The organism is Streptomyces sp. NPDC060205 (assembly GCF_042728395.1).
Taxonomy (GTDB): domain Bacteria; phylum Actinomycetota; class Actinomycetes; order Streptomycetales; family Streptomycetaceae; genus Streptomyces.
The window spans coordinates 1-16,432 of sequence record NZ_JBHWZP010000003.1 but is presented as its reverse complement, the minus strand read 5'-3'; the positions used below and the strand labels follow the sequence as shown (position 1 = coordinate 16,432).

Sequence of the window (16,432 nt, the reverse complement as noted above, 5' to 3'; positions counted from 1 at the left end):
GGGACGCCCCCACGCGTCGTACGGCCGGAGGCAGTCGGCGGTGCGCCGGTCCGACCGCCCGGCCCCTGCCACTACTGCGCAGGGAGTAGTGCGGGAGTTGTCCACAGGGCTGACGCCGCTGTCCGTGCGGCGGTCTACGGTACGGACATGAGCGCGGACCAGGCACTCCTCAAGCGGCTCGCCGACGTGGCACTCGCCGTAGTGATCGGCGCCGTCACCGTGTCCGCGGCGGCCCTGGACCAGGACAGCACGGCGCTCGACCTCGCCCTGATCGTGGCCGGCTCGCTCGCGCTTGCCGCCTACCGCAAGGCACCCCGGGTGGTGCTCGCCGTGACGACGGCGGCCCTGAGCGCCCACGCGCTGCACGCGCAGCCGGGGCCGGTCGCCGCCCTGCCCGTGGTGGCCGCCGTCCACATCGCGGCGCAGGCCGGACACCGGGCCGTCGGCGCGGCGGCGGGCGCGGTATTCCTCGGCGCGTATCTCGTGGCGGGCCCGGTCACGCACAGCACCGTCGAACGGACCGCGCTGCTCGCGGGCTGGTTCCTGTGCGCCGTGGTCAGCGGCCTCGCGGGCCGCAACTGGCAGGCGTATCTGCGCCAGACCGAGCAGCGTGCCCTGGAGGCCGAGCGCACCCGCGAGGAGGCGGCCCTGCGCCGCGCGGGGGAGGAACGCCTGCGTATAGCAAGGGAGTTGCACGACTCCCTCACCCACAGCATCTCCATCGTCAAGCTCCAGGCGGGGGTGGCCGTGCACCTCGCGCGCAAGCGCGGCGAGGAGATACCCCCGGCCCTGCTCGCCATCCAGGAGGCCGGCGGGGAGGCCATGCGCGAACTGCGCGCCACGCTGGACATCCTGCGCACGGACGAGCCGACCGGCACACCGGCGCTGCTCGTGGAGCGGGCCCGCGCGGCGGGCCTCGCCGTCGACCTGACCGTGACGGGCCGCGAGCGCCCGCTGCCGGCGACCGTGGACCGTGCCGCGTACCGCATCGTCCAGGAAGCCCTCACGAACGCCGCCAGACACGCGGGACCCGCCAAGATAGCCGTGCGACTCGACTACGGAGAGGGGGAGTTGACGATACGCGTCGACGACGACGGAACCGCCGAACCGTCCTGTCCGCCCGCCGAGGGCACCGGGCTCACCGGTATGCGCGAACGCGTCACGGCGCTCGGCGGCACCCTGCGCGCCGCCCCGCGCGACGAGGGCGGCTTCTCGGTACGGGCCGGCCTGCCGCTGGAGCACGCGTGATCCGGGTCGCGCTCATCGACGACCAGGCGCTCATGCGGGCCGGGTTCCGGGCCCTCCTGGACGCCGAGGACGGCATCGAGGTGGTCGGCGAGGCGGCCGACGGCGAGCAGGGCGTGGCGCTGGTGCGCGAGCGCGTGCCCGACATCGCCCTCGTCGATGTGCAGATGCCGGTGATGACCGGCATCGAGGCGACCCGCCGCATCGCCGCCGACCCACGGCTGTCCGGCGTGCGCGTGGTGATGCTGACCAACTACGGCCTCGACGAGTACGTCTTCGAGGCCCTGCGGGCCGGGGCCAGCGGCTTCCTCCTCAAGGACACCGAGCCCGCCGATCTGCTCCAGGCCATCGAGGTCGTCACACGCGGCGAGGCCCTGCTGTCGCCGTCCGTCACCCGCACGCTCATCGGGGAGTTCGTCTCCCGGCCGCCGGACCGGGCGAAGGCACCGGGCCTGGAGTGTCTGACCCGCCGGGAGCGCGAGGTCACCGCGCTCGCCGCGCGCGGCCTCACCAACGAGGAGATCGCCGCCCACATGGTCATCAGCCCCTTCACCGCCAAGACCCACATCAGCCGTGCCATGACCAAACTGGGTGCCCGGGACCGTGCCCAACTGGTGGTGTTTGCCTACGAGTCGGGGCTGGTCACCGCACGCGGACGGACGGAGTGAGGGCTTCCACCGAGGGCTCGTGTGATGATCGGCAGGTGATCGCGACACGTACCGGCCCGTTCCGCAGTGCCGCCCTCGTCTGCCTGCTGGTGCTGACGCCGGCGCTGGGGGCGAGCGGGTGCGGGCTCTCCGCCGAACTGGACCGGGAGAGCAACCCCGAACGCAGGCCCACGCCGACGCCGACCCTCGCGGTGGTGCCGCCCGCGCCCACTCCCGCGCCCGTGACCCCCACGACCCCCTCTCCGACCGTCCCCGGTCAGCAGGCGGAGGGCTGCCCCGCGTCCGGTCTGCGCTTCGCGGCCGATCAGGGCGACGCGGCGATGGGGCTGCGCGCGATGGGCCTCGACGTCACCAACTGCGGCGACGAGCCGTACGAGTTGAACGGCTATCCGGCCGTCACGGTCCTGGACGGATCGGGCGACCCGTTCCCCGGAGTGAAGACCGTCGAGGGCACGGACCAGGTGTCCATGGCTCCGGAGGACCCCGGCCCCCGCTCGCTGACGCTCGCGCCCGGGGAGTCCGCTCACGCGGCCCTGTACTGGCGGATGAACAACACCAGCGGCGTGTACCTGCGCGTCGCTCCGAAGAAGGGCGACGACACCGTGACCGTACGGCCGCCGTACCCGCTCGACATCGGCCCGGAGAACGTCCTCGGGACGACGGCCTGGCAGCCCTCGCAAGCCCGTTAGCAACAGGCCTGCGTACCATCGCCGGATGCCCCGGCCCCAGCGGCCCGAAGGCCGGCCTCGCGGCCCGCGGCCTGCCCCGCAGTGAGGAGTTCCCCCGTGTTCACGACCCGACCCACGCTCCAGGGCACCTTCGGAATGGTGTCCTCCACGCACTGGCTCGCCTCGCAGTCGGCGATGGCCGTGCTGGAGGGCGGCGGCAACGCGTACGACGCCGCCGTCGCCGCGGGATTCGTGCTGCACGTGGTCGAGCCGCACCTCAACGGGCCCGCTGGCGAGGTCCCGATCATCCTCGCCCCGGCGGGCGGCGAGGTGCGGGTCCTGTGCGGCCAGGGCGTGGCACCGGCCGGGGCCACCGTCGCGCACTACCGGGGACTGGGCCTGGACCTCGTCCCCGGCACCGGACCCCTCGCCGCCGCCGTGCCCGGCGCCTTCGACGCGTGGATGCTGCTGCTGCGCGACCACGGCACGAAATCCCTGGCGGACGTCCTGAAGTACGCCATCGGGTACGCGCGGGACGGGCACGCGCCCGTGGAGCGCGTCGGCCAGACCGTGGAGACCGTACGGGAACTCTTCGAGACCGAGTGGACGTCGTCGGCCGAGGTGTACCTGCCGGGCGGGGAGCCTCCGCGGCCCGGCGAGCTGTTCCGCAATCCGGCGCTGGCCGCGACCTGGCAGCGGCTGATCACGGAGTCCGACGAAGCGGCCGAGGCCCAGGAGGGCGACCCCCGAGTCGCGCAGATCGAGGCCGCGCGGCGGATCTGGCGTGAGGGCTTCATCGCCGAGGCGCTGGTCCGGCAGTCCGGCCGGCCCACGCGGGACACCAGCGGCGAGCGTCACTCCGGCACGCTCACCGCCGCCGACCTGGCCTCCTGGTCCGCGTCCTACGAAGCTCCGGCCACCTACGACTGGCGGGGCTGGACCCTGTGCAAGGCCGGGCCCTGGAGCCAGGGCCCGGTGCTCCTGCAGCAGTTGGCCCTGCTGCCGCCCGAGCTGCCCCGGTACGGCTCCGCCGCGTACACGCACCTGCTGATCGAGGGCTGCAAGCTCGCGATGGCCGACCGGGAGGCCTGGTACGGGGACGCGGGCGAGGTGCCCCCGGCGGGACTCCTGGCGGAGCTGCTGTCTCCGGAGTACAACGCCGGACGGCGGGCGCTGATCGAGGAGAAGGCCTCGCACGAGCTGCGGCCGGGGAGCCCCGGTGGCCGGACCCCGCGGCTCAGCGGGCACGCGCGCGTGGTGGCGTCCGGAGAGGCCGGCTTCGACGTGCTCGCGACGCCGGGCGCGGGCGAACCGACCGTGGCGCGAGGGGGCGAAGGGGCCGTGACGCGAGGAGGCGAAGGGGCCGGCGAACCGACCGTGGCCAAGCCGCCGACGTCTCCCGTGCCCGGTGAGCCGGACGTCTCGGCGGACGGCGGCACCCGGGGCGACACCTGCCACCTCGACATCGTCGACCGCTGGGGCAACATGGTCGCGGCCACGCCCAGCGGCGGCTGGCTGCAGTCCAACCCGGTCGTGCCCGAGCTGGGCTTCCCGCTCGGCACCCGGCTCCAGATGGCCTGGCTGGACGAGGGACTGCCCAACTCCCTGGCACCGGGCCGCCGTCCGCGCACGACGCTCACCCCGTCGCTCGCCCTGCGGGACGGGGTCCCCGTCCTGGCCTTCGGCACGCCCGGCGGCGACCAGCAGGACCAGTGGCAGCTGCACTTCTTCCTGGCCGTCGCCCTGCGTGCGGAGGTCCGCGGCGGCCCCGACCTCCAGGGCGCGATCGACGCCCCCAACTGGCACAACGACAGCTTCCCCGGCTCCTTCTACCCGCGCGGGATGCGCCCTGGCAGCGTGACGGTCGAGTCCCGCACGGACCCCGAGGTGGTCGCCGACCTGCGCGGGCGGGGTCACGACGTCGAGGTCGGGGACGCCTGGTCGGAGGGGCGGCTGTGCGCGGTCGCCCGGGACCCGCGGACCGGGATCCTGTCGGCGGCGGCGAACCCGCGCGGGATGCAGGGGTATGCGGTCGGCCGCTGATGTCGGCGCCGACAGCTGAGGCGGGTGTCGGTCACCGAAGCGGGCGCCGGCCTCGGCGCACTCGTTGTTCATGCCGATTCCACCCGTGATGCACCCACCGGGTGGGGATTGTCAGTGGCGCGTGCTCTCATGGAGGCATGATCGAACACATGGAAACCATCGACGAGTTTCTCGCACACCGCACCGCCGACGTCGAGCGGGCCGTCCGCGAGGCGGCTGCCACCGAGATCATGCCGCGCTTCCGGCAGCTCGCGGCACACGAGATCGACCAGAAGAGCGGCCCGCACGACCTCGTCACGGACGCCGACCGCAAGGCCGAGCAGTACCTCACCGAGGTGCTCGGCAAGCTGCTGCCCGGCTCGGTCGTGGTCGGCGAGGAGGCGGTCCACGCCAATCCGGCGTCGTACGAGGCACTGCAGGGCGAGGCGCCCGTCTGGATCGTCGACCCCGTCGACGGCACCCGCCAGTTCGTCCACGGCGACCCCGGCTTCTGCACGCTGGTCGCGCTCGCGCAGCGCGGTGTCGTGCTGGCGTCCTGGACGTACGCCCCGGCCCGCGACCAACTCGCCGTGGCCGTACGGGGCCGGGGCGCCGTGCTGGACGGGGAACGCCTCCCGGCGGGCGCGCCGGACCCCGGCCGTGACCTCGAAGTCGCCACGTCCCACCCGGACTACACGACGGACGACCAGAAGCGGGCACTGCTCGGCCTGCGTACGAAGGGCGTCAGTCCGCGCCCGTGCGGCTCCGCCGGGCTGGAGTACCTGGCCATCGCGCGCGGCGAGTTGGACGCCGTCGCGTTCAGCTGGGAAGCGGCCTGGGACCACGCGGCGGGCCTCCTGCTCGTCGAGGAGGCGGGCGGCACGCACCTGACCCTCACGGGGGAGCCGTTCCGCATAACCGGCGGCAACACCCTTCCCTTCACCGCGGCGCGGGACGCGGCCACGGCCCGCCGAGTGCTGGAACTGCTGTCGGGCGGTGCCTGAACAGCGCCTGCGCGGGGCCGATCGGGGCCGGCTGCCGAGTCGGCGAGGGGCTGGGAGGGGCGCTGTCGGAGGCCCGGCTTATCCTGACCGTCAGTGGCCATCGGCTGACAAAGGAGTCCGAAGGTGCCGTCGATGCTCGATGCCGTCGTGGTGGGTGCGGGGCCGAACGGACTGACGGCTGCCGTGGAGCTGGCCCGCCGCGGCTTCTCCGTGGCCGTCTTCGAGGCGCGCGACACCGTCGGGGGAGGTGCCCGCACCGAGGAGCTGACCCTGCCCGGCTTCCGGCACGACCCGTGCTCGGCCGCGCACCCCCTGGGGATCAACTCACCCGCCTTCCGCGCGATGCCGCTGAGCCGGTACGGACTGGAGTGGCTGCAGCCCGAACTGCCCATGGCCCACCCCTTCCTGGACGGCACGGCGGCCGTGCTGTCGCGGTCGGTGGCCGAGACGGCCGCCTCGTTCGGCCCCCGGGACGCGGGCACGTACCGCAGGCTCGTGGAGCCCTTCACCCACCGATGGGACACCCTCGTACAGGACTTCATGTCCCTGCCGCTCAGCGCGCTGCCCCGGGACCCGGTCACCCTCGCCCGTTTCGGGCTGGTCGGACTGCCGCCCTCGACCTGGCTGATGCGCAGGTTCCGCGACGAGCGGGCCAAGGCGCTGTTCGCGGGACTCGTCGCCCACGTCATGTCGCCGCTGGGCGGAATCGCCACCGGCGCCGTCGGTCTCGTCTTCGCGCTGGCCGCGCACGCCAGGGGCTGGCCCGTCGCCCGGGGCGGCTCCCAGTCGATCTCCGACGCGCTCACCGCGTACCTCAAGGACCTGGGCGGCGCCGTCCACACGGACTACGAGGTCAAGCGCCTCGACGACCTGCCGCCCGCGCGGGCGTACGTCTTCGACACCTCGCCCACCGCGCTGAGCAGGATCGCGGGCTTCGGGAACCACTACGACCGGTACCGGTACGGAGCGGGCGTCTTCAAGATCGACTACGCGCTCGACGGACCGGTGCCGTGGACCGCGAAGGAGGCCCGCACGGCAGGCACGGTGCAGATCGGCGCGGACCGCAAGGAGATCGAGACCGCCCTGCGCGCGGCCTCCCGGGAGGGGCGCGCTCCCGACGCGCCGTTCCTGATCACCGTGCAGCCCAGCGTCGTCGACCCGTCCCGCGCACCGGCCGGAAAGCACGTGTTCTGGGCCTACGCGCATGTCCCGAGCGGCTGGACCGGAGACCTCACCGAGACGATCGAGCGCCAGCTGGAGCGGTTCGCGCCCGGCTTCCGCGACCGGGTCCTCGCCCGTGCCACGGCGGGCCCGCCCGAACTCGCCGCCCGCAACGCCAACTACGTGGGCGGCGACATCGGCTGCGGCGCGGCCTCCGGCCTGCAGCTGCTGCTGCGCCCGACGCTGTCGGCGTTCCCGTACAACACTCCGCACCCTGCGGTGTTCATCTGTTCCTCGGCGACCCCGCCCGGCCCCGGCGTGCACGGCATGTCGGGCCACAACGCGGCGAAGGCCGTATGGAAGAGGCTGCGCCAGACATGACCGGTATCGAACTCGTCCGGGGAGACATCACCGGGCAGAGCGTGGACGCCATCGTGAACGCGGCGAACTCCTCCCTGCTGGGCGGCGGAGGCGTGGACGGCGCCATCCACCGGCGCGGGGGCCCCGAGATCCTGGCCGAGTGCCGAAAGCTGCGCGCCTCGCACTATGGCAAGGGCCTGCGCACCGGACAGGCCGTCGCCACCACCGCCGGGCGGCTCGACGCGCGCTGGGTGATCCACACCGTCGGGCCCGTCTTCAGCGGCAGCGAGGACAGGTCCGAACTGCTGGCCTCCTGCTACCGGGAATCCCTGCGGGTCGCCGACGAGCTGGGCGCGCGGACCGTCGCGTTCCCGGCCATCTCCGCGGGCATCTTCGGCTGGCCGATGGAGGACGCGGCGCGTGTCGCGGTCGGGACCGTGCGGGATGCGCCGACGTCGGTGACCGAGGTCAGGTTCGTCCTCTTCGACGAGCCGGCGTACGAGGCGTTCGCGGCGCAGGTCGGCTGACCGGACCTCCGACCGGACCGCGGGAGCCCTCGCGGGCGCTGTTGAAGGCGGGCGCCCTTCCGGACGGACACCCGCTCTCCCGGACGGACACCCGCCCTCCCGCACGGGCACCCGCCCTCCCGCACGGGCACCCCCGCGACACACCCCTCAGAAACACACAGAGTTCGACAGGGTCATTGCCGCTGTTGTGTTCGGGTTCTAGGGTTTCTGTGGCTCACCACATGCCTTTGTGCCCAGTAGTCGCTTTACGCCCCTCAGTTCGCGCACCCCACTGTCGTACCGAGGAAGGGCCCCGCCATGCCGCACCCGCGCCCGCACCTGCCTCCGCACACGACTCCCGTCAGCCGTCGCCGACTTCTTGAGGGAGGGGCCGTCGTCCTCGGCGCGCTCGCCCTTCCCTCGTCCGCCTCCGTGGTCCACGCCGCCGACCGGCCCACCGCGGCGGACGCCTCCCCGGAGTGGAACGGCGCCATCGACGTCTTCCAGGTCGGCACCGAGCCGCCGCACACCACCCTCACCCCGTACGCGGACGTCGCCCAGGCGCTGGACGGCGACCGCACCCGCTCTCCGTACCGGATGAGCCTCGACGGGAAATGGAAGTTCGCCTACGTCGACCGCCCCGACGACCGGGACCCCGACTTCCACCGCACCGACGTCGACGACAGCTCCTGGGACACCATTCCCGTCCCCTCTGTCTGGCAGGTGCACGGCTACGACTTCCCGATCTACATCAACATCACGTATCCGTACTGGGGCCCCAACGGCCTGGGCGAGGAGCCGCAGCCACCGGCCGCCCCGACCCGCTACAACCCCGTCGGCCAGTACAGACGCACCTTCACCGTCCCGAGGAACTGGTCGGGGCGACGGACGTTCCTGCACTTCGAAGGGGTCAAGTCCGCCCACTACGTGTGGATCAACGGAGAACTGGTCGGCTACCACGAGGACTCCTACACCCCCGCCGAGTACGACATCACCCCGCACCTGAAGCCCGGCACCAACCAGATCGCGGTGGAGGTGTACCGCTACTCCGACGGGGACTGGCTGGAGGACCAGGACATGATCCGGCTGAGCGGCATCTTCCGCTCGGTCCACCTCTACTCCACGCCGGTCGTGCACCTGCGCGACTTCAAGCTGGACACCCCGCTCATCGACGGCTACCGGGCCGCCGAGCTGTCGGTCACCGCGAGCGTGCGCGACTACGGCGACCGCGACGAAGGCGAGGGCGCCACCGGCTCGTACGCGGTCGAGACCCAGCTCTACGACGCGCACGGCCACGCCGTCTGGTCCCGGCCGCTGCACCAGGCCGTGGACCTGGGCTCGGCCCCGGCCGGCGAGGACGTGACCGTACAGGCCGCCAGAGCCGTGCCCGCACCGAAGCTGTGGTCGGCCGAGGACCCGTACCTCTACACGGCCGTGCTGCGGCTGCGCGATCCGGCGGGCAAGGTCGTCGAGACGCTCTCGCACCGGGTGGGACTGCGCGAGTTCGCGCTGAAGGACGGGCTGATGCGGATCAACGGCCGGCCCGTCTCGCTGCGGGGCACCAACCGGCACGAGATGCACCCCGACCGCGGCACCGCGCTCACCCGCGCGGACCTGGTCCGGGACATGGAGATCATCAAGCGGACCAACATCAACACCGTCCGCACCTCGCACTACCCGAACAACATCCACTGGTACGAACTGGCCGACGAGTACGGCCTGTACCTCGTGGACGAGACCAACCTGGAGACCCACGGCATCCGCGACGAGTACCCGGGCGACCACCCCGACTGGAGCAGGGCCTGTGTGGCCCGCGCCCGGAACATGGTCCACCGCGACAAGAACCACGCCTCCGTCGTCATCTGGTCCCTGGGCAACGAGGCCGGCGGCGGCAGCACCTTCGTCGCCATGCACGACTGGATCCGCTCGTACGACACCACCCGCGTCATCCAGTACGAGGGCGACGACCGGCCGGAGATCAGTGACATCCGCTCGGAGATGTACGACAGCCCCGCGCGCGTCCAGGACCGTGCCGAGGACACCTCCGACACCCGCCCGTACGTCATGATCGAGTACGCGCACTCGATGGGGAACTCGACCGGCAACCTCAAGAAGTACTGGGACCTCATCCGCCGCCACGACGTGCTGCAGGGCGGCTGGATCTGGGACTTCGTCGACCAGTCCCTGACCACGCCGATCCCCACGCGCACCCTCTTCACGGAGAGCGGGCCGGGCGCGGTGCGCGGCGAGATCCAGGCCGCCGGCGCGGCCTTCGACCGGCGCAAGGGCCTGTCCGGCAGCACCGTCTTCGCCCGCGACCCCGGACTCGACCTCACCGGCTCCCTGACGCTGGAGGCCTGGGTCACCCCGCAGGTGACCGGCTACCACCAGCCGCTCATCGCCAAGGGCGACACCCAGTACGCCCTCAAGCAGAGCGGCGGGAACCTGGAGTTCTTCATCTACGGCGACGGTCAGTGGATCAGCGCCGGCTGGGCCCTGCCGGACGACTGGACCGGCCGGGAACACCACGTCGCGGGCGTCTTCGACGCGGCGGCGGGCACCCTGACCCTCCACGTGGACGGGGCGGTGAAGGCCACCCGCAGCACCACCCGGCGGCCCGCCGTCAACACCGCGCCGCTCTCGCTCGCCACCGACGTCGACAATCCCACCCGGGAGTTCAGCGGCACGATCCGGCGGGCGCGCGTCTACGCCCGCGCGCTGTCCGCGGCCGAACTCGCCTCGGACGGGCGTGGCCCCGGTGACGACGGAGTGCGGTTCTGGTTCGACGCGGCCACCGTGAAGGTGACGGAGAAACGACCGGGGAACCGCCCCGAAGGCCGCAGCTTCTTCGCGTACGGCGGCGACTGGGGCGACCACCCGAACGACGGGGCCTTCGTCGCGGACGGCATCGTCACCGCCGACCGCGGACACACCGGGAAGGCCGCCCAGGTCAAGCGGATCTACCAGGCGGTCAACGCCGCACCCTCCGGGAAGACCCTCACCGCCGGGGCCGCCGGAGCGGCGGTCACCCTCACCAACGAGTACCTGTTCACCAACCTCCGTGACTTCGACGGCAGTTGGACACTCGTCGCCGACGGCCGGACCGTGCGGCGCGGACAGCTGACCCGTGCCCAGCTGGATGTGGAGCCGCTCAGCAGCAAGGACATCACCGTGCCCGTCAGGCTGCCCGCGGACCCGGCGCCCGGCACGGAGTACTTTCTGCGCCTGTCCTTCACCACCAGGGAACGCACCAAATGGGCCGAGGCGGGCTTCGAAGTCGCCGCCCAGCAGCTGCCGGTGGACGCCGACAGCCCCGCCGTGCGGCCCGTGCCGCTGACCCGCGTACCCGCCCTGCGCCACCAGGACGCCGAGCGGTCCGTCACGGTCAGGGGCGAGGACTTCTCCGTGACCGTCGACAAGAGGACGGGAGTCATCACCTCGTACGAGGTCCGTGGCGCCCGGCTCCTCACCGCCGGGCCCGTGCCGAACTTCTGGCGGGCACCGACCGACAACGACCGGGGCAACGGCCAGCACGTCCGCAACCAGACCTGGCGCGACGCCGGGACCCTGCGCAAGGTGACGGACGTCGGCGTGAGCACCCTGCGCGACCGGGCCGTCCGGATCGAGGTCACCGGAACGCTGCCCACCAGCACCGAATCCACGTACACCACCACCTACACCGTCTTCGGCAACGGTGAGATCAAGGTCGACAACACCCTGCACCCGGGCGCGGCGGACCTGCCCTACATTCCGGAGGTCGGCACCCTGCTGTTCCTGCCGGGCCGGCTGGAGCACCTGCACTACTACGGCCGCGGACCCGAGGAGAACCACTGGGACCGCAACGACGGCACCGACGTGGGGCTGTACTCGGGGACCGTCTCCGGGCAGTGGACGCCCTACATCCGCCCCCAGGAGAACGGCAACAAGACCGACGTCCGCTGGGCCGCCCTCACCGGCCGCGACGGCACCGGGCTGCTCGTCTCGGGCGAACCGCTCATCGAGGTCAACGCCTCGCACTTCACCCCCGAGGACCTGTCCGTCGGGACGCGCCACGACTACCAGCTGACCCGCCGGGACGAGGTCGTCCTGCGCGTCAACCACCGCCAGATGGGTATCGGCGGCGACAACAGCTGGGGCGCGCACACCCACGACGAGTACAAGCTCTTCGCCGACCGGGACTACTCCTACACCTACCGCCTGCGCCCCCTGACCGAGGTCGGCAGGGCGACGGCGGTCTCCCGGCGGCCCACCGCGCAGGAGTGAGCCCCGGGGCCCGGGAGAGGGAGCCGGGCTGAGGCAGATGTCGCATTCCCGCCAGCCATCGCCCTGACCGAGGGCGATGCTGGTGGCATGCAGAACGGGATGCACGCCGAGACCGAGCGCTGTGTGCGCGCCGTCCAGTCGAAGGACGCCCGCTTCGACGGATGGTTCTTCACCGCCGTCCTGACCACGCGGATCTACTGCCGGCCCAGCTGCCCCGTCGTGCCTCCGAAGCCGGAGAACATGACGTTCTACCCGAGCGCCGCCGCCTGCCAGCAGGCCGGGTTCCGGGCGTGCAAACGCTGCCGTCCCGACACGAGCCCCGGTTCGCCCGAGTGGAACCAGCGCGCCGACCTCGTGGCCCGCGCGATGCGGCTCATCGCCGACGGGATCGTGGACCGCGAGGGTGTGCCGGGGCTCGCGACCCGCCTCGGCTACAGCACCCGGCAGATCGAACGCCAGCTCCTCGCCGAACTGGGTGCGGGCCCGCTCGCCCTGGCCCGCGCCCAGCGCGCCCAGACCGCGCGTCTGCTCATCGAGACGACCCCGCTCCCGATGGCCGAGATCGCCTTCGCGGCCGGCTTCTCCTCCGTCCGCACCTTCAACGACACGGTCCGTGAGGTCTTCGCCCTCGCCCCGGGCGAACTGCGCACCAGGGCACCGAAGAGCCGCGCCGACCGCGTCAACTCGCCCGGTACGCCAGGCGTGTTGACGCTCCGCCTCCCCTTCCGGGCCCCGCTCAACCCCGACAACCTCTTCGGCCACCTCGCCGCCACCGCCGTACCCGGCGTGGAGGAGTGGCGCGACGGCGCGTACCGGCGCACCCTGCGGCTGCCGTACGGCCGTGGGGTCGTCGCCCTCACTCCGAAGCCCGACCACATCGGCTGCCGGCTCACCCTCAGCGACCTGCGCGACCTGACCGTCGCCATCAGCCGCTGCCGCCGCATGCTCGACCTGGACGCCGACCCGGTCGCGGTCGACGACCAGTTGCGTACGGATCCGGTGCTGGCGCCGCTCGTCGACAAGGCGCCGGGCCGCCGGGTGCCCCGTACGGTCGACGAGGACGAGTTCGCCGTACGGGCCGTGCTGGGGCAGCAGGTGTCCACGGCCGCCGCCCGCACGCACGCGGGACGCCTGGTCGCCGCGCACGGTGAAACGGTCGACGACCCCGAGGGCGGCCTCACCCACCTCTTCCCGTCCGTCGAGGCCCTGGCGGCACTCGACCCCGAAGCCCTCGCCATGCCGGCCACCCGCCGGACCACCCTCACCACGCTCGTCGGCCAACTCGCCGACGGCGCCCTCAAGCTGGGCGTCGAGGGCGACTGGACGCAGACCAGGGCCCGGCTGCTCGCCCTGCCGGGCTTCGGACCCTGGACCGTGGAGGTCATCGCCATGCGTGCCTTGGGCGACCCCGACGCCTTCCCGGTGACCGACCTCGGAATCCGTTACGCGGCACGGGACTTGGGCCTGCCGTCCACGCCCGCCGCGCTGACGGCACGCGCCGCGGACTGGCGGCCCTGGCGCGCGTACGCCGTCCAGTACCTGTGGGCGACGGGCTCGCACCCGGTCAACTTCCTTCCCGGACAACCGGAACAACCCAAACAACCCAAACATCCCAAAAAACCCGAGTAACCCGAGTAAGCAGCTCATGCAGAGAAGGGCGTCCAGTGAAACAGCACACCGTCATCGACAGCCCGTACGGCCCCCTCACCCTGGTCGCCACCGACGGCGTCCTCAGCGGGCTGTACATGACCGACCAGCGCCACCGCCCGCCCGAGGAGAGCTTCGGCGGCCCCGGCGACCCGGACGACACACCGTTCGCCGAGGTGACCGAGGAGCTAAGGGCCTACTTCGCGGGCGAGTTGAAGGACTTCTCCGTGCAACTGCACCTCCAGGGAACCCCGTTCCAGCGCTCCGTGTGGGCACAGCTCCGCAGGATCCCGTACGGCGAGACCCGTTCGTACGGTCAGCTCGCGGACGCCCTCGGCAATCCGCACGCGTCGCGGGCGGTGGGCCTCGCCAACGGCAAGAACCCGCTGGGGATCATCGTGCCCTGCCACCGCGTGGTGGGCGCCGACGGCAGCCTGACGGGCTACGGCGGCGGCCTGGAACGCAAGCGGCAACTGCTGGACTTCGAACGGGGAGGGCGGCGAGAGCGGCGGGAGGGCCGAGAAGGGGACCTGGCGCTCTTCTGAGACCGCGGCGGCGGAGGCGACCACCGGCCCACCGCGCGTGGCGCTCAGCCGGTCAGGTCGCCGTTCTCCAGTTCCGCCGTTCCCCTTCCCTCCGTGAGGACGTCGAATGCGGCGACCACGCGGCGACCCAGGGAGCCCGGCATGTACTGCGTCAGCTCCTCGCGCGGCACCAGGCGCCAGGACAGCAGTTCCGACTCCTGGAGGCGGATCGACTTGAACTGCTCCTCCGACAGGACTCCACCGTCGTACAGGTACGCCACGATCGGGGGCCGCTGCGTGCCGGGCACCCAGTCCACCGCGAGCAGCCTGCCGATCGCCAGGTCCAGGCCGATCTCCTCCAGGGTCTCGCGGTGGGCCCCCTGCCTCGGAGTCTCCCCGTCGTCCGACTCCACGGTCCCGCCCGGCAGCGCCCAGCCCTCACGGTAGTTGGGCTCGACGAGCAGCACACGGCCCTCGGCGTCACGGAAGAGAGCGGCGGCGCCGACGAGGACGCGGGGCAGGCCCGCGATGTACGTGGCGTAGTCAGGGGTGGTCATCGGGCCAGCCTAGCGAGATCGACGGGAGGCTCCGCAAGATCGTCAACGCGTGGAGGCCTTACACACGGTCTGTCGAATTCCTCTCGGTCTCAGCTTTTTTGCATACGTACGGCACCGCACCACATGAGAAGGTCGTCAGGTTTTATTCGTATTGCGCGTTGGGAGTCCCATGAAGTCCTTGAGTCGTACGACCGTCCTCGCGGCCGGCGCCGTCGCGGTCGCCGCCGTCCTGTCCGGCCCCGGTGCGGCCGTCGCCCAGGCCGCTCCCGCCGAGCCCCTGGTCACCACCGGGGACGTCGGTGTGCGGACCGGGGACCTCGATCTGCTGGAGGATGTGCTGGAGCACATCAGCATCCCGTTCGGGCACAAGGGAACGCTGACGCACCAGCTCTACGACTCCCGCGGCACCGACGCCGGCTGACCCGCCGCCGTCCCGCGAAGCCCGTCCTAGCCTGTCCCGCCGCTGTCCGGGTCCTGAGAACCGCCCTGGGCAGCGGCCCCCTCCTGCGGTTAGGGTCGCAGCGGCGCGACTGCCTTGACATGCGCAAGGCCCGAAGAGCAAGGGGAACACAAGGTGGCAGACGCTGCAGTGAACCGGACCGGTAGCCAGACCCAGCGCGTGCTCATCGCCGCGGACAAGTTCAAGGGCTCGCTCACGGCCGTGCAGGTCGCCGAGCGGGTCACCGCGGGACTGCACCGGATCGCGCCCCGGGTCGAGGTCGAGTCGCTCCCCGTGGCCGACGGCGGCGACGGCACGGTCGCCGCGGCGGTCGCCGCCGGGTTCGAACGGCACGAGGTACGGGTCGCGGGGCCGCTCGGTGACGAGGTCACCGCCGCGTTCGCCCTGCGCGAGGGGACCGCGGTCGTGGAGATGGCCGAGGCCAGCGGGCTGCAGCGACTGCCCGCCGGGACCTTCGCGCCGCTCACGTCCTCCACGTACGGATCCGGGGAACTGCTGCGGGCCGCGCTCGACGCCGGAGCGCGGACGATCGTCTTCGGCGTCGGCGGCAGCGCGACCACCGACGGCGGCGCCGGGATGCTGGCCGCGCTCGGGGCCCGGTTCCTCGACGAGCACGGCGAGCCCGTACCCCCCGGGGGCGGGGCCCTCACGGAACTCGCCACGGCGGACCTGACCGGTCTCGACCCCCGGCTCGCCGACGTCGACGTGGTCCTCGCGAGCGACGTGGACAATCCGCTGACCGGGCCGAAGGGCGCGCCGGCGGTGTACGGGCCGCAGAAGGGCGCTTCCCCGGACGATGTCGCCGTGCTCGACGCGGGGCTCGCCCACTTCGCCGCGATCCTGGAGAAGTCGATCGGGAGCAGGGCCGCGGAGTACGCGGTCGCGCCGGGGGCCGGGGCCGCGGGGGGTATCGGGTACGGGGCCCTGGTGGGGCTCGGGGCGCGTTTCCGGCCCGGTATCGAGGTGATGCTCGACGTGCTGGGCTTCGGGCCGGCGCTGTCGCGGGCGACGCTCGTCATCACGGGGGAGGGGTCGCTGGACGAGCAGACCCTCCACGGGAAGGCTCCCGCCGGGGTTGCGGCGGCGGCGCGGGCCGCGGGCAAGGAGGTCATCGCCGTGTGCGGGCGGTTGGCGCTCGCTCCTGAGGCGCTGGGGCGGGCCGGGATTCGGCGGGTGTATCCGCTGACGGATGTCGAGCCGGATGTCGGGCGGTGCATCGCTGATGCGGGGCCGATCCTGGAACGGGTGGCGGAACGCATCGCGCAGGACTTCCTGACGTGACCTGACGGGGTCGGAGGGACGGGTTTTCGCCCCCGCCGCCCCTACCCTTCCCGTCACTGACTCGGG

13 protein-coding genes are annotated in these 16,432 nt (G+C 72.5%); 12 read left to right on the top strand and 1 reads right to left on the bottom strand.

Annotation, left to right across the window (positions count from 1 at the left end; genetic code table 11):
- Window positions 1-147: 147 nt before the first annotated feature.
- From ACFWGJ_RS00920 to ACFWGJ_RS00875, 10 genes are all read left to right on the top strand, one after another.
- Window positions 148-1,248: a sensor histidine kinase gene (locus ACFWGJ_RS00920; RefSeq protein WP_387320081.1), complete on the top strand. Its 1,101-nt coding sequence runs from the start codon at window positions 148-150 to the stop codon at window positions 1,246-1,248.
- Entirely contained in the window at window positions 1,245-1,913 is a 669-nt protein-coding gene (locus tag ACFWGJ_RS00915; protein WP_387320080.1) for a response regulator, read from the top strand. Before ACFWGJ_RS00920 ends, ACFWGJ_RS00915 begins: the two co-directional genes overlap by 4 nt.
- A 35-nt stretch (window positions 1,914-1,948) precedes the next feature.
- On the top strand, window positions 1,949-2,602 hold the full coding sequence (locus tag ACFWGJ_RS00910) for a DUF4232 domain-containing protein (RefSeq protein ID WP_387320079.1): 654 nt from the start codon (window positions 1,949-1,951) through the stop codon (window positions 2,600-2,602).
- Window positions 2,603-2,698: 96 nt separating this feature from the next.
- Window positions 2,699-4,624, top strand: a complete 1,926-nt coding sequence (locus ACFWGJ_RS00905) for a gamma-glutamyltransferase family protein (RefSeq protein ID WP_387320078.1) — start codon at window positions 2,699-2,701, stop codon at window positions 4,622-4,624.
- Between the two features lie 137 nt (window positions 4,625-4,761).
- Complete coding sequence (locus ACFWGJ_RS00900) at window positions 4,762-5,607, top strand: inositol monophosphatase family protein (RefSeq protein WP_387320077.1); 846 nt, start codon at window positions 4,762-4,764, stop codon at window positions 5,605-5,607.
- Between the two features lie 132 nt (window positions 5,608-5,739).
- Window positions 5,740-7,149, top strand: coding sequence for a phytoene desaturase family protein (locus ACFWGJ_RS00895; RefSeq protein WP_387320076.1), 1,410 nt, complete (start codon window positions 5,740-5,742; stop codon window positions 7,147-7,149).
- Entirely contained in the window at window positions 7,146-7,655 is a 510-nt protein-coding gene (locus tag ACFWGJ_RS00890) for an O-acetyl-ADP-ribose deacetylase (protein ID WP_387320075.1), read from the top strand. The genes ACFWGJ_RS00895 and ACFWGJ_RS00890 overlap by 4 nt, the downstream gene beginning before the upstream one ends.
- Window positions 7,656-7,952: 297 nt before the next feature.
- Complete coding sequence (locus ACFWGJ_RS00885) at window positions 7,953-11,897, top strand: glycoside hydrolase family 2 TIM barrel-domain containing protein (RefSeq protein ID WP_387320074.1); 3,945 nt, start codon at window positions 7,953-7,955, stop codon at window positions 11,895-11,897.
- An 87-nt stretch (window positions 11,898-11,984) separates the two neighbouring features.
- Complete coding sequence (locus ACFWGJ_RS00880; protein WP_387320073.1) at window positions 11,985-13,526, top strand: AlkA N-terminal domain-containing protein; 1,542 nt, start codon at window positions 11,985-11,987, stop codon at window positions 13,524-13,526.
- Window positions 13,527-13,561: 35 nt separating this feature from the next.
- Window positions 13,562-14,089 (top strand): methylated-DNA--[protein]-cysteine S-methyltransferase, encoded by a 528-nt coding sequence (locus tag ACFWGJ_RS00875; RefSeq protein WP_387320072.1) that lies wholly within the window; start codon window positions 13,562-13,564, stop codon window positions 14,087-14,089.
- Window positions 14,090-14,133: 44 nt separating this feature from the next.
- Here the strand turns inward: ACFWGJ_RS00875 and ACFWGJ_RS00870 are convergent, their stop codons facing one another.
- The gene (locus ACFWGJ_RS00870; RefSeq protein WP_387320071.1) at window positions 14,134-14,625 is read right to left on the bottom strand and encodes an NUDIX domain-containing protein; all 492 of its coding nucleotides are present in this window, start codon (window positions 14,623-14,625) and stop codon (window positions 14,134-14,136) included.
- A gap of 169 nt (window positions 14,626-14,794) precedes the next feature.
- Here ACFWGJ_RS00870 and ACFWGJ_RS00865 point away from each other — a divergent pair, with 169 nt between their 5' ends.
- Window positions 14,795-15,046, top strand: coding sequence for a hypothetical protein (locus ACFWGJ_RS00865; protein ID WP_387320070.1), 252 nt, complete (start codon window positions 14,795-14,797; stop codon window positions 15,044-15,046).
- 153 nt (window positions 15,047-15,199) lie between these two features.
- A complete protein-coding gene (locus ACFWGJ_RS00860; RefSeq protein ID WP_387320069.1) occupies window positions 15,200-16,366 on the top strand; it encodes a glycerate kinase in 1,167 nt (388 codons plus the stop codon).
- The last annotated feature ends 66 nt before the right edge of the window (window positions 16,367-16,432 follow it).

Coding starts and splice junctions, on each gene's coding strand:
- ACFWGJ_RS00920 (WP_387320081.1), top strand. CDS start 148: ATGAGCGCGGACCAGGCACTCCTCAAGCGGCTCGCCGACGTGGCACTC.
- ACFWGJ_RS00900 (WP_387320077.1), top strand. CDS start 4,762: ATGATCGAACACATGGAAACCATCGACGAGTTTCTCGCACACCGCACC.
- ACFWGJ_RS00895 (WP_387320076.1), top strand. CDS start 5,740: ATGCTCGATGCCGTCGTGGTGGGTGCGGGGCCGAACGGACTGACGGCT.
- ACFWGJ_RS00890 (WP_387320075.1), top strand. CDS start 7,146: ATGACCGGTATCGAACTCGTCCGGGGAGACATCACCGGGCAGAGCGTG.
- ACFWGJ_RS00885 (WP_387320074.1), top strand. CDS start 7,953: ATGCCGCACCCGCGCCCGCACCTGCCTCCGCACACGACTCCCGTCAGC.
- ACFWGJ_RS00880 (WP_387320073.1), top strand. CDS start 11,985: ATGCAGAACGGGATGCACGCCGAGACCGAGCGCTGTGTGCGCGCCGTC.
- ACFWGJ_RS00870 (WP_387320071.1), bottom strand. CDS start 14,625: ATGACCACCCCTGACTACGCCACGTACATCGCGGGCCTGCCCCGCGTC.
- ACFWGJ_RS00865 (WP_387320070.1), top strand. CDS start 14,795: ATGAAGTCCTTGAGTCGTACGACCGTCCTCGCGGCCGGCGCCGTCGCG.